Source organism: Streptomyces sp. NPDC059828, assembly GCF_042731955.1.
Classification (GTDB): Bacteria; Actinomycetota; Actinomycetes; order Streptomycetales; family Streptomycetaceae; genus Streptomyces.
The window spans coordinates 111,685-125,310 of the sequence record NZ_JBHWIW010000006.1 but is presented as its reverse complement, the minus strand read 5'-3'; the positions used below and the strand labels follow the sequence as shown (position 1 = coordinate 125,310).

Sequence of the window (13,626 nt, the reverse complement as noted above, 5' to 3'; positions counted from 1 at the left end):
ATAACCGAATTTGCGCAACCACGTCGTATGGCAAGGGAATTGAAAGTGATGAACGGGAAGTACAAGAGGAACCCATGGGTGCGCGCCGCCGTGCCCGTTGCCGTCCTGGCCCTGGCGCTGACCGCCTGCAACGGTGGTGACGACGCGGCCGGCACCGGCAAGGAGTCCGCCGGCTCGGGCAAGAGCAGTGCTCCCGCCAAGGGCAGCACGGGCGAGTTGGAGGACGGCGGGTCCGACGACCAACAGCTGGGCGCGGGCGAGAGCGCGAAAGCCGCCTTCAAGGAGGACGACGGCGCCATCACGTACTCCGTCGCCGCGCAGAAGGTGAACATCGGCACGGAGGAGGACACCAAGAAGCTCGTCTCGGACCCCGCGAAGGCCAAGGGCTTCGTCCCCGCCGTCGCGTACGTGAAGTACACGAACGAGGGCGGCGGCACGGTGGCCTCCTACCCCGATGTCGGCGACAACGTCGAGGTCTACGCCGACGGCAACCGCGGCAGCATCCTCATCGGTGCCTCGGAGGACGCGCCCGGCTGCGAGTCGGACAGCGACATCGAGAACTGGGGCAAGGGCCAGAGCCACGTCATCTGCCAGACGTACATGATCCCTAAGGGTTCGAAGGAAGTGGCCGTGCACTGGGCGGCCGACGAGGACAGCAACAAGCCGTACGTCTGGACCTTCAAGGCCTCCTGAGCCCGGGCCGGTTCGCCCGTGAGGTCATCACTGTCATGCCCCTGACGTGAGCGCAAGCAGCACCACACCACCCCCGCCGCCCCCCGCCGCCACCCAGGACTCGCCCCAGAAGGGTCCCGGACGGCAGCGGGGGCGGGCGCGGCTCCGCGCGGCGTCACGCGCCCGGCCACAGCCCCTCGGGCGTGAGCCCCAGCAGTTCGATCGCGTTGCCCCGTACGATCCGCTCCACCACATCCGCCGCCAGGTGCCCCATCTGCGCCTCGCCGACCTCCCGCGACTTGGGCCAGGTTGAGTCCGAGTGCGGGTAGTCCGTCTCGTACAGCACGTTCCCGGCACCGATGGCGTCCAGATTCCGCAGCCCGAAGGCGTCGTCGAAGAAGCAGCCGTACACATGCTCGGCGAACAGCTCCGACGGCGGGCGCAGCACCTTGCCGGCGACGCCGCCCCACCCGCGGTTCTCCTCCCACACCACGTCGGCGCGCTCCAGGATGTAGGGGATCCAGCCGATCTGGCCCTCCGCGTACATGATCCTGAGGTTCGGAAAGCGCTCGAACTTTCCGCTCATCAGCCAGTCGACCATCGAGAAGCAGCAGTTGGCGAAGGTGATGGTGGAGCCGACGGCGGGCGGGGCGTCGGCCGAGGTGGAGGGCATCCTCGAGGAGGAGCCGATGTGCATCGCGATGACCGTGCCGGTCTCGTCGCAGGCGGCGAGGAAGGGGTCCCACTCGTCGGTGTGGATGGACGGCAGTCCCAGGTGCGGAGGTATCTCGGAGAACGCCACCGCGCGCACCCCGCGAGCCGCGTTGCGGCGGACCTCGGCGGCGGCGAGTCCGGCGTCCCAGAGCGGGATGAGGGTGAGCGGGATCAGCCGGCCGCAGGCGTCAGGCCCGCACCACTCCTCCACCATCCAGTCGTTGTACGCCCGCACTCCGAGCAGCCCCAGTTCGCGATCCTTGGCCTCGGTGAAGGTCTGGCCGCAGAATCGCGGGAAGGTGGGGAAGCAGAGCGCGGACTGGACGTGGTTGACGTCCATGTCGGCCAGCCGGTCGGGCACGGAGAACGAACCGGGCCGCATCTGGTCGTAGGTGATGACCTCCAGCCTGATCTCGTCCCTGTCATAGCCGACGGCGGTGTCGAGCCGGGTGAGCGGGCGGTGCAGGTCCTCGTACACCCACCAGTCACCGATCGGGCCGTCGTCCCCGGGAGCGCCCATGACCGGGGCGAACTTGCCGCCGAGGAAGGTCATTTCCTTCAGAGGGGCCCGGACGACGCGCGGGCCGGTCTCCTGGTACTTCGACGGCAGCCGGTCCCGCCAGACATGTGGGGGCTCCACCGTGTGATCGTCGACCGAGATGATCTTCGGGAAGTTCTCCATACGGTTCACGGTAGCGCTCATCTGACGATGCGTCAGCATTCTTTTCCCTGCCGTGCACGCTGCGGGGTTTCGAGTCGGTACCGCTATTGCCACGGAACTGTGCGGCAGGTCACCCCTTGCTGACGAGGCGGCCCGCACAAGGCAGACTGTCGGGAGGCGACACCGGCGAGACCGGCGGCATGAATGGCATGAAGCGGTACGAGCAGGGAGCAGCTATGGACCGAGGGGACAGGTCCTCCGCGCAGCAGGCGGGTGTGCCAGAGCAGGACGCTCCGGAGCGCGTTGCTCCGATTCCAGCGGGCGGCGGCAGTGGCGGCGACAGCGGCCTGCGCTTCAGTGTGCTCGGACCCGTACGCGCCTGGAGCGAAGGCCAGGCCCTCCCCTCCGGCTCACCGCAGCAGCGCGCCGTGCTCGCCGCGCTGCTGATGCGCGAGGGGCGCATGGCCACAGCGGCCGAGTTGATCGACGCGATCTGGGGCGACGAGCCGCCCTCGCAGGCGCTCGCGGCCGTACGCACCTACGCCTCCCGGCTGCGCAAGACGCTGGGGGCCGGCGCACTGGTCAGCGAGTCCGGCGGTTACGCCATCCGCACCCCGCCCGAGGCGCTCGACCTCCATATCGCCCAGGAGCTGGTCGCCGAGGCCGAGAAGGCACGCGACGGTGGCGACCGCGCCCAGGCCCGGGCCCTGACCAGCAAGGCGCTGGGAATGTGGGACGGCGAGGCACTCGCCTCCGTGCCCGGGCCCTACGCCGAGTCCCAGCGGGTGCGCCTGGAGGAGTGGCGGCTGCAACTCCTTGAGGCACGCCTGGAGATGGACCTGGACGCCGGCCACCACGCGGAGGCCGTGTCCGAGCTGACCGCTCTGACAGCCGCGCACCCGCTGCGGGAACGTCTGCGGGAGCTGCTGATGCTGGCGCTGTACCGCAGCGGACGGCAGGCGGAGGCACTGGCGGTGTACGCGGACACCCGGCGGCTGCTCTCCGACGAGCTGGGTGTCGATCCGCGGCCCGAACTCTCCAGGCTCCAGCAGCGGATCCTCCAGGCGGACGAGGACCTGGCCTGTCCCGCACCGGAGTCGCATCCGGGTACCACGGGATTCCTCAAGCCCGCCCAACTGCCGGCTTCAGTACCCGACTTCACCGGACGAGCCTCCTTCGTTCGCGAACTGAGCGAGCAACTCGCCACGTCCGAGGGCTCGTTGATGGCAGGGTCGGTGATGGCGGTCTCCGCGCTCGCGGGCATCGGCGGCGTCGGCAAGACCACACTCGCCGTGCACGTGGCGCACGCAGCGCGACCCCAGTTCCCGGACGGTCAGCTCTACGTCGATCTCCAGGGCGCCGGGCACCGGTCCGCCGAACCGGAGGCGGTGCTCGGGGCGTTCCTGCGGGCGCTCGGCACGGCCGACACGGCGATTCCCGACACGCTGGACGAGCGGGCGGCGCTCTACCGCTCCACACTCGACGGCCGCCGCGTGCTCGTCCTGCTGGACAACGCCCGCGACGCGGCCCAGGTCCGCCCGCTGCTGCCGGGCACGGCGGGCTGCGCGGCCCTGGTGACCAGCCGGATCCGCATGGTCGACCTGGCGGGTGCACACCTGGTGGACCTGGATGTGATGTCCCCGGAGGAGGCACTCCAGCTCTTCACCCGGATCGTGGGTGAAGAGCGGGTCTGTGCCGAGCGCGAGGCGGCCCTCGATGTGGTCGCCGCCTGCGGCTTCCTGCCGCTCGCGATCCGTATCGCCGCCTCCCGGCTCGCCGCCCGCCGCACCTGGACGGTCTCGGTGCTCGCGGCCAAGCTCGCCGACGAGCGCCGCCGCCTGGACGAACTCCAGGCGGGCGACCTCGCGGTCAAGGCCACCTTCGAACTCGGCTACGGCCAACTCGAGCCCGCCCAGGCCCGCGCCTTCCGCCTGCTGGGCCTCGCCGACGGCCCGGACATCTCGCTCGCGGCCGCCGCTGCCGTTCTCGACCTGCCGCCGCACGAATCGGAGGACCTGCTGGAGGCCCTTGTCGACACCTCGCTGGTGGAGTCGGCGGCCCCCGGGCGCTATCGCTTCCACGATCTGGTGCGGCTCTACGCGCGTGCGTGCGCGGAGCGGGACGAGCAGCCGGCGGAGGGGCAGGGAGCGGCCCTGTCGCGCCTGATGGACTTCTACCTGGCCACCGCGGCAGGGGTGTTCGCGCTCGAGCGACCGGGCGAACGACTGGTGGCGCATCTGGCGACGACGACGTACGAGGGCCTCTCGTTCACCGAACGGCAGGAAGCGCTGGACTGGTTGTACGCCGAGGCGAATTGCTTGCTGGCATGTGCACGCCAGTCTTTGGCGGGTGAGCGGCTGCGACGCGCGGTGGACCTGCTCTGGGCCACGAAGGACCTGGGCGAGTCCGGTGCCAACTCCAAGCAGTACGCGGCCATCGTGCTCGCCGCCCGCGACGCGGCCGGGACGGCGGGCGACCCGCACGCCGAGGGCCGCGCACGCACCGCGCTCACCAACGTCCATCTGGTCGCGGGCCGGTACGCCGAGGCCGATGAGGAAGCACGCAGCGCAAGGGCACTGGCCATGAGGACGGGGGACACCGCACCGGTGTACTGGGCCGACAACGACCGCGGGATCATCGCCCTGAACCAGGGCAGGCACGCGGAGGCGGAGGAGCATCTGATCCAGGCCATGGCGGGTTCCTCCGCCGATGGAAACCTGCCGGGCGAGGCAAGCGCCCTGTGCAACCTTTCGCGCCTGCACGAGATCACCGGCCGCACCAAGAGCGCCGTCGACTACGCCCGCCAGGGGATCGAGGTCTACGCCCGCATGGGAAGCACGCTCCGGCTCGCCAACGGCCACTACGCCCTGGGGGTGGCCCTCACCGGCACCGAGCCCTCGGAAGCCCTCAAGGTGCTGGCAAAGGCCCTGCACACGTTCAAGCAGGACCGTCAGCGCCTGTGGGAGGGAACGACCCACTACCGCATCGCGTTGGCCCACCTTCAGGACAGGCGACCCGGACAAGCCGCGCAACACGCCGAACAAGCTCTCGTCACGGGATGCATCGGCGGTGAGAAGATGCGGGGCAACGTCCTGAAGGTACTGGGCAGCGCTCTCGACGCGCTCGGCCAGACGGACCGAGCCCGGGCATGCTGGCGCGAGTCACTCAGCCTGTACGAGCAGCTGGGAGCCGCGGAGGCCGAGGACGTCCGGCGCCTGCTGGCTCCCCTCGCAGCCGCCTGAATCCTCTGCTGACAGGCGCGTTCAGCGTTTGTTTATGTCCATCCGACACTCTCAAGTGGGCGGTCCGGTACACCGGGGGCGGGCGGACTGTCGGGGCTCATCGCTAAGGTGAGCGATTCAGGTCACGCCCGTTCGGCGACCCTCGGGGGAGTTGCTGAACGGGCGTAGCCGATTGACGCCAATTTTTCAGGGAGTTGACGAGCATGAGCGATGCGAGGGAAGACAAGGTCATCACCACGGGAAGCAACCCGGCCTCGCCCGGCGACGGGAACCTGGGGCCGCAGAGCGACAACCACTCCCCGGTCCCGCCCAAGAAGCCCGGTCTGAAGCCGCAGAGCGACAACCACTCGCCGCTCCCGCCCGCGGACGGCGGCATCACCACCATGAGCGACAACCACTCGCCGCTTCCGCCCAAGAAGTAGCCAGAAGCCACACACGACGGGGTACGGCCGCGGCGGCGCGGAGGGGGAGCCGCCGCGGCTGTGGCGTGTCCGCACCGGCTTCGCAGCCGCTGGTGCCGGGCCCGGCCGGGCCCGGGCACCGTCCGCGAAATGGCGGCGGGCGCACCGGCTACCGTCGCGCCCGCAGTTCCCCCTTCAGCACCTTTCCGCTCGCGTTCCTCGGCAGCTCCACCACGAACTCCACCGACCTCGGCACCTTGTAGTTCGCCATCTCCCGCCGCGACCAGGCGATCACGTCGTCCGCCGTCAGCGTCGCGTCCGCCCGCCGGACCACATACGCCTTGCCGACCTCGCCGAGCCGGCCGTCGGGGACGCCGATCACGGCCACATCGGCGATATCGGGGTGCAGGCCGAGCAGCTGCTCTATCTCGGCCGGATAGGCGTTGAAACCACCCACGATGAACATGTCCTTGATCCGGTCGGTGATCCGCAGACTGCCGGCCTCGTCCAGTACGCCCACATCTCCCGTGTGCAGCCAGCCGTCCGCGTCGATCGCTGCCGCCGTGGCCTCCGGGTCCTCGAAGTAGCCGGTCATCACGTGGTGGCCGCGCACCAGGATCTCGCCGGGCTCGCCCGGACCGGCGGACAGGACGCGGAGCTCCGTGTCCGGGATGGCGCGGCCCGAGGTGGTGGCGATGGTCTCGGGGGTGTCGCCGCGGCGGCACATGGTGACGATGCCGGACGCCTCGGAAAGGCCGTACGCCGTGAGGACGGTCGCGATACGCAGCTCGGTGCGCAGCCGTTCCACGAGCTGGAGGGGCACCACGGCGGCGCCCGTGACGACCAGGCGGAGCGCCGACAGGTCGTGGGTGTCGCGTGCCGGGTGGTCCAGAAGCGACTGGTGCAGGGTCGGCGGGCCCGGGAGGACGGAGATGCGTTCGGCGGCGATGTTCGCGAGCACCGTGTCCACGTTGAACACCGGCTGCGGCACCATCGTGGCGCCGCGTATCAGACAGGCGATGATCCCTGCCTTGTAGCCGAAAGTGTGGAAGAACGGGTTCACGATCAGATAGCGGTCGCCCTCGCACAGCCCCGCCAGCTCGCTCCAGATGCCGTAGCAGCGCAGGGTCTGGGCGTGGGTGATCACCGCGCCCTTGGGGCGGCCCGTCGTACCCGAGGTGAAGACGATGTCCGACGGGGACGACGGGGCCACGGCATCGGCCCTGGCCCGTACCGTCCGGGCCGGCACCCCGTCCCCGGCCGCGAGGAAGTCCTTCCAGGTGCGGTAGTCCTCCGGTGCGCTGTCCGCCAGCACCACCACCTGCTCCAGGTGCGGGAGCGGGACATCCGCGCGGCGCAGGGAGGCCACATACGAGGTGCCGAGGAACGTACCCGTGATGAACAGCAGCTTCGCGCGGGTGCGCTCCAGGATGTACGCGGCCTCGGTGCCCTTGAAGCGGGTGTTGAGTGGCACCAGCACCGCCCCCGCCGATACGGCACCGAGCGCGCTGACGATCCAGTCGAGTGTGTTCGGCGCCCATATCGCCACCCGGTCGCCCGGTTCCACACCCGCCGCGATACAGCCCGCCGCGGCCCGCTCGACCCGCTCGCCCAGCTCGGTGTACGAGACGCGGGTGCGGCCGTCGGCGACGGCCTCCCGCTCCCCGTACCGTTCAGCGGCCCCGCGTACCAGCCTCGGGACGGACATCCACTCCAGGTCGCCGCGCATCGCCGCTCCTCCCGCGTTCCCACCACGTTCCCGGTAGCTGACTGGCCGTCAGATTAGCTGTACCCTCGCCCGCATGGCGACCCTCAAGGACGCGACAGCGATAGCCGGAATAGGTCAGACCCCCTTCGCGAAGCACCTGCCCGAATCCGAGAAGACCCTCGCCTGCCGTGCCATCGTGGCGGCACTGGACGACGCGGGCATCTCACCGGGCGAGGTCGACGCCTTCGCCTCGTACACGATGGAGGAGACCGACGAGGTCGAGATCGCCAAGGCGATCGGCGCCGGCGACGTCACCTTCTTCAGCAAGGTGGGATACGGCGGCGGCGGCTCCTGCGCCACCGTCGGCCATCTCGCCGCCGCCATCGCGACCGGGCAGGCGAGCGTCGGGATCGCCTGGCGGTCACGCAAACGCGGCTCGGGCCCCCGGCCCTGGAAGAACACCGCCGTGCAACTGCCCACGCCGGGACAGTGGACCCGCCCCTTCGGGCTGCTGCGGCCCGCCGACGAGATCGGCATGCTGGCCCGGCGCTATATGCACGAGTACGGCGCCACCCGCGATCACCTCTTCAACGTGGCCCTCGCCTGCCGCAACCGGGCCAACCAGAACCCTGCCGCGATCATGTACGAGCGCCCGATGACCCGTGAGATGTACATGACCGCGCGCTGGATCAGCGAACCCCTCTGCCTCTTCGACAACTGCCTGGAGACGGACGGGGCCCTGGCCTGTGTCGTGGTCTCCGCCGAGCGTGCCCGCGACTGCCGCCGCAGGCCCGTCTACATCCACTCCGCCGCCCAGGGCCTGCCCACCCAGCACCACGGCATGGTCAACTACTGGAACGACGACCCCCTCACCGGACCCGCCTGGACCGCTGCCAGGCAGCTCTGGAAGACCGCGGACTTCGGGCCGCAGGACATCGACGTCGCCCAGATCTACGACGCGTTCACCCCGCTGATCCCGCTGTCCCTGGAGGGTTACGGCTTCTGCGGGCGCGGCGAGGGCGCCGCCTACACCGAAGGCGGCGCCCTCGAGATCGGCGGGCGGCTGCCGGTCAACACCGGGGGCGGCGGGCTCAGCGAGGCGTATGTGCACGGCTTCAACCTCATCAACGAGGGCGTGAAGCAACTCCGCGGCATCTCCACCGCCCAGGTCCCGGACGCCGCGACCTGTCTGGTGACGGCGGGCGAGGGCGTACCGACCTCGGCACTGCTGCTGCGAGCCTGACCAGGCGCTGTCCGGGCGATCTCTTCGGCCGGACGCGGTGTACCCGACCAGGGAGTTGGACTGAGTGATGGCACACCCCGACAACGACCGCGACTACCTCGCACCCGTCATCGACGAGGACGGCGCACCCTTCTGGGAGTACACCGCACTCGGCGAACTGCGCGTCCAGGGCTGCGCCTCCTGCGGCCGGCTACGCTTCCCACCGCGCCCCTGCTGCCCGCACTGCCAGTCGTTCGACAGCCACTGGCAGCCGATGAGCGGGCGGGGCCGGATCTGGTCGTACGTACTCCCCCATCCGCCACTGCTGTCTCCCTACGCCGAACAGGCCCCGTACAACGCCGTGATCGTGGAACTCGCCGACGCCCCGCACATACGGCTCGTCGGCAATGTGGTGGCCGACGCCGACGCCGGCCTCAACTCGGTCGACCCCGGGCGGCTGCGCATCGGAGCCCCGGTACGCGTGGCGTTCACCAGGCTCGCGGACGGAACGACCGTGCCACGCTGGCTGCTGGAGCGCTCATGAGCGCTGACGTCGCCGTGCGGGTCGAGACCGACAAGGACACCGGAGTCGCCGTCGTCACCCTCGACCGGCCGGCCAGACACAACGCCGTCGATCTGGCGATGGCGGCCGAACTCGCCCGCGTGTGGCAGGGGTTCCGCTACGACGACACGGTAAGGGCCGCGGTGGTGACGGGCGCGGGGACCCGGGCCTTCTGCACCGGGATCGACCGTGCCGCCGAGGTGCCGCAGCCGTCGTCGCCGTACTCGATCGACGATCCCCTTCTCACCATCGGCCCCAAGGCGAACGACCTGTGGAAGCCGGTGATCGCGGCGGTGCGCGGACTGGCCTGCGGCGGAGCGTTCTACCTGCTGGGCGAGGCGGAGTTCGTGATCGCGGCAGAGGACGCGCAGTTCTTCGATCCGCACACCAGCTACGGGATGGTGAGCGCCTACGAGTCGGTCCACATGGCGATGCGGATGCCGTTCGGCGAGGCCGCCCGGATGGCGCTGATGGGCACCGCCGAGCGGGTCTCGGCGCGGCGGGCGTACGAGACCGGGCTGGTGAGTGAACTGACTCCGCCCGGTGCCGAGTTGGCCGCCGCGGTGCGCTGCGCCGCCGTCATCGCCTCGTACCCGACGGAGGCGGTGCAGGGGACGGTACGGGCGGTGTGGGCGGCGAAGGAGGCCGTACGGCAGCAGGCACTCGCCCATGCCCCGCAGCTGATCGCGCTGGGGAACCTGCCGCCCGAGCGGCAGGCCGCGTTGTTCGCGAACAGGCGCGGTGGGGACGGGAGCGGGTACCGGGTGCGGTAGGCCCTCCCGGTCATCCGCCTCAGGAAGGGACCACCGTGCTGGTGGCGAGGACGACGGCGCACTTCCTCAGCTCGTTCGCCTTGCCGGGGCCGGTGTAGTCGAGGGTGATCGTGTCATGGAAGTTCTGGTAGGCGCCCACGACCACGTCCTTCCTGCTCACCACCAGCGGATCACCGCCCGGGTCCGGCTCGAACCGCACCGTGATGTCGTAACTCAGGTTGTGGCCGTACTGGTTCGAGATGTAGAGGTGGCCCCTGAGGTTCGTCCGGTCACGGGCGACGGAGCAGTACTTGACCTCCACCTGCTTCGTGGCATCGGTCGGGGCGGTGTTCGTCGGCGTGGGGGCAGCCGTGGCCTCGTCCCCGCCGGATGTCGAGCCCGTGCTGCCCTCGTAGTCATCGTCGTAGTCGTGGTGCTGGGATCCACCACCGCCGGAACTGCTCGAACTGCTCGAACCGGAGCTGTGGTCGTTGTCGCAGCCGCCGCCGCGTGAACCGCGAGCGCCGGTGAGAGTGACCAGGACGATGCCGAAGACGGCGAGAGCACGGACATGGCGCGACTTCACGTTCAACCCCCCGTTGAAACGACTGGCCCGACTTGACGGGCGCACGTCACCCTACAGGCCCTCAGTGGGCCGCCGCCGCGCCCCGTCCCGTTCCCGTCGCCGTGCCCTTCACCGCATCCAGGGCGTACACACAACGATCCTTGGAGCAGGCGTACACCACACCGCCCCGCACCACCGGCGACCCCGTGATCTCGCCCCCGGTCGCCAGCTTCCAGCGCAGCTGGCCGCCGCTCGCGTCCAGGGTGTAGAGCACATGGTCGGCGGAGCCGAAGTGCACCCGCCCGTCCGCGACCACCGGTGCGCCGATGACCTCCCCGGCCGCCGCAAAGCGCCACTTGGGGGTGCCGGTGACCGCGTCCAGGGTGTAGAGCGCGCTGCCGCTGCCCACGTGCACATTGCCGTCGGCGACCAGCACCGGGTCGATCGAGGTACGGGACTCGGTGGCGATACGCCAGCGGTCCTTGCCGGTCGCGGCGTCGATCGCGTACACCGTGCCGAGGTAGTCGGCGAGATACACACCGCCGCCGGTCACCGCGGGCCCCGGTACGAAGGTGGGCGGCGAGAGGAACACGGCGGGCGCCTCGAAGTGCCAGCGGACCTGACCGTTCGCGGTGTCCACGCACAGCACCCTGGTACCGGCGGCGATGTACGTACACCCGTCCGGCACCTGGTGCACCCGAACCGGCACGCCACCGCAGGAGGCCGCGTCCCCGACGGGATACGACCAGCGTTCCGTGCCGCTGCGTGCGTCCAGGGCCTGAAGGCGGGCGTCGCGCCAGACATAGACCGTGCCGTCGACGAGGGACGGCCCGGACTCGGGAGTCTCGAAGTCGGTCTGCGCCCCGGTGATCTCCCACAGCTTCTCGCCGGTGGAGGCCTCCCAGCCCTGGACGCCACCGCCACGGGTACCGGTGACGACGGTGCCGCGGGCGGCCTTGAGCGAGTACACCCAGGCGTCCGCGGCCAGCCGCCAGCGCTCGCTGCCGTCCGCCGCGTCGAGTGCGTAGAGCGTGGGTCCGTCGGAGGCGTGGATACGCCCGCTGTCGAGCGCCATCGACCAGGCCACGTCACGCGTCTTGAACTGGCGCCGGCCGCTGGCCACATCCAGGGCGTGGACCTCGAAGGAGGTGACATAGAGCAGGTCGCCGTTGACGACCGGGGTGCCCCAGACGTCGTTCGACATCCGGAACCGCCAGGGCCGCCAGCGGGCCGGTTCACCCGAAGGGGGTGTCGTGGCCGGTGCCATGGCCTGGGCGGGCGGGGCGGTGGTGGCCTCGCCGGTGGCGCCGCCCGGGCCGCGGACCCAGCCGGTGGCGGGGCCCGTGTCGGCGACGAGCGCCGCGCGGGTGTCGGCCACCCGGAGGCCCGGGCCGATCGGCACCCTGGCCCCGGCGAGGCGCACGGGGTCGTCGGGCGCGTGCCTCGGGTGCGGGGTGGTACCTGCACCGGGGTGGGCCGGTCCGGGACGGGCATGCCCTGGGCCCGGACGGCCGTGCCCGGGGCGCGCCTGCCCCGTGCGGGGGTCACTGCCGCCGCGTCGGGTGGCGTCCCAGTCGGCGCCGCCGGCGTCGGGGGCGCGGTCCGGCCTGGGGGGTGCGAGGTGCGGGTCGGGACGCCAGCCGCTGCTGGCTGCTCCTGCTCCTGCTCCTGCGGCGCCCTGGCCATGCTGCGGTGTGCGCCCGCCGCCCCGGCGCTGCTCGATCATCGAGGTGGCCCTGGCGGGCAGCCACGCCGACGCCGTGCCGCTGTCGTCGTCACCGCCCGACGAGAACAGATGGGGTGCGAGCTGGGCCTGGAGGTCCTCGGGGCTCGGGCGCCTGCCCGCGTCCATCCCCATGCACGACTCGATCAGGGGCCGCAGCTCGTCCGGCAGCCCGGCGAGATCGGGCCCCTCGCGCAGCAGCATGAACACGGTCTCGACCGGGTTCGCACCATGGAAGGGAGCATGCCCGGTGGCGGCGAACACCAGGGTCGAGCCGAGCGAGAACACATCGCTGGCGCCGGTCACACTGCGCGAGTCCCGCGCCTGCTCCGGGGACATGTAGGCGGGAGTGCCGACGGCGACGTTCGTCATGGTCAGCCGGGTGTTGGAGACACCCGACGCGATGCCGAAGTCGATCACCCGGGGGCCGTCCTCGACCACGAGGACGTTCGAGGGCTTCAGGTCGCGGTGGACGAGACCGGCGCCGTGGATCGACTGGAGGGCCTCGGCGATACCCGCCGCCAGCCAGCGCACCGCCTGGGCCGGGAGCGGCCCGCACTCATTCACTATTTCCTCGAGCGAGGGCGCGGGGACGTAGGCGGTGGCGAGCCACGGCACGGCGGCGCGCGGGTCGGCATCGACCACGGCCGCGGTGTAGAAGCCCGAGACCGCACGTGCGGCCTCCACCTCGCGGGTGAAGCGGACGCGGAACAACTGGTCCTCGGCGAGTTCCGTACGCACCGTCTTGATCGCCACGCGCCGGCCGGACGCCGAGCGTGCCAGATAGACCAGCCCCATGCCGCCGGCCCCGAGCCGTCCCAGCACCTCGAAGGGGCCGATTCGCCTCGGGTCGTGCTGCGTCAGCTGCTCCACTTCGCTGCCACCTCCCCGTACGGGCCAGTCAGATACGGCCCCGTCGCCCCCTGATTGTTCCTGCCGAACGGCACGGTTGCGAACCCGGGGGCGTTCCGGGGTGTCTCAGGCCATTTTGGCGCCTTGCCGGGTCGGGTTTGTGCCGTCTGAGCCGTCTGTTACCTCGGCGATACTTGAGCCCTTTACGACTTCTCGGGCTTCTCCGGCTTCTCCGGCGCTTCGACATCATCGGACCGCACGGGCCCAGCGGGGCTCTCGGCTTCAGCGGGCTGCTCGGGCCGCGCGGGGCTCTCGGACCGCTCGGGCCGCTCGGGGCTCTCGGACCGCTCGGGCCGCTCCGACCCGGCAGGACTCTCGGCTTCAGCGGGCCGTTCGCGCTGTGCGGGGCTCTCGGACCGCTCGGACTGCTCCGACCCGGCAGGGCTCTCGGCTTCAGCGGGCCGTTCGCGCTGTACGGGGCTCTCGGACTGCTCGAACTCAGCGGGACTCTCGGCCTGAGCGGGCCCTTGGGGCCGTGCGGGCTCTTCGGTC

Annotated in this window: 10 protein-coding genes; 6 read left to right on the top strand and 4 right to left on the bottom strand. The window is 70.8% G+C overall.

What is annotated here, in order from left to right; translation table 11 throughout:
* Nucleotides 1-48: 48 nt before the first annotated feature.
* Nucleotides 49-693: a hypothetical protein gene (locus tag ACFV6V_RS05875; protein WP_385559637.1), complete on the top strand. Its 645-nt coding sequence runs from the start codon at nt 49-51 to the stop codon at nt 691-693.
* Nucleotides 694-847: 154 nt separating this feature from the next.
* Here the strand turns inward: ACFV6V_RS05875 and ACFV6V_RS05870 are convergent, their stop codons facing one another.
* Complete coding sequence (locus ACFV6V_RS05870) at nt 848-2,068, bottom strand: amidohydrolase family protein (RefSeq protein ID WP_385559634.1); 1,221 nt, start codon at nt 2,066-2,068, stop codon at nt 848-850.
* A gap of 215 nt (nt 2,069-2,283) precedes the next feature.
* Between ACFV6V_RS05870 and ACFV6V_RS05865 the strand changes: the two genes are divergently transcribed.
* The gene (locus ACFV6V_RS05865; protein ID WP_385559632.1) at nt 2,284-5,289 is read left to right on the top strand and encodes a BTAD domain-containing putative transcriptional regulator; all 3,006 of its coding nucleotides are present in this window, start codon (nt 2,284-2,286) and stop codon (nt 5,287-5,289) included.
* Between the two features lie 203 nt (nt 5,290-5,492).
* Nucleotides 5,493-5,711 carry a hypothetical protein gene (locus ACFV6V_RS05860; protein WP_385559629.1) on the top strand — a complete coding sequence of 73 codons (219 nt, stop codon included), beginning with the start codon at nt 5,493-5,495 and terminating at the stop codon, nt 5,709-5,711.
* Nucleotides 5,712-5,859: 148 nt separating this feature from the next.
* On the opposite strand, the gene ACFV6V_RS05855 is transcribed toward ACFV6V_RS05860, so the two are convergent.
* Nucleotides 5,860-7,419, bottom strand: a complete 1,560-nt coding sequence (locus tag ACFV6V_RS05855; protein ID WP_385559627.1) for a FadD3 family acyl-CoA ligase — start codon at nt 7,417-7,419, stop codon at nt 5,860-5,862.
* Between the two features lie 73 nt (nt 7,420-7,492).
* Here ACFV6V_RS05855 and ACFV6V_RS05850 point away from each other — a divergent pair, with 73 nt between their 5' ends.
* From ACFV6V_RS05850 to ACFV6V_RS05840, 3 genes are all read left to right on the top strand, one after another.
* Complete coding sequence (locus ACFV6V_RS05850) at nt 7,493-8,641, top strand: lipid-transfer protein (RefSeq protein WP_385559624.1); 1,149 nt, start codon at nt 7,493-7,495, stop codon at nt 8,639-8,641.
* 67 nt (nt 8,642-8,708) lie between these two features.
* Nucleotides 8,709-9,164, top strand: coding sequence for a Zn-ribbon domain-containing OB-fold protein (locus ACFV6V_RS05845; protein ID WP_385559622.1), 456 nt, complete (start codon nt 8,709-8,711; stop codon nt 9,162-9,164).
* On the top strand, nt 9,161-9,955 hold the full coding sequence (locus ACFV6V_RS05840) for an enoyl-CoA hydratase/isomerase family protein (protein ID WP_385559620.1): 795 nt from the start codon (nt 9,161-9,163) through the stop codon (nt 9,953-9,955). Before ACFV6V_RS05845 ends, ACFV6V_RS05840 begins: the two co-directional genes overlap by 4 nt.
* 19 nt (nt 9,956-9,974) lie before the next feature.
* Here the strand turns inward: ACFV6V_RS05840 and ACFV6V_RS05835 are convergent, their stop codons facing one another.
* Nucleotides 9,975-10,520, bottom strand: coding sequence for a hypothetical protein (locus ACFV6V_RS05835; RefSeq protein ID WP_385559617.1), 546 nt, complete (start codon nt 10,518-10,520; stop codon nt 9,975-9,977).
* 61 nt (nt 10,521-10,581) lie between these two features.
* Nucleotides 10,582-13,095, bottom strand: a complete 2,514-nt coding sequence (locus ACFV6V_RS05830) for a PQQ-binding-like beta-propeller repeat protein (RefSeq protein ID WP_385559614.1) — start codon at nt 13,093-13,095, stop codon at nt 10,582-10,584.
* Between the last annotated feature and the right edge of the window lie 531 nt (nt 13,096-13,626).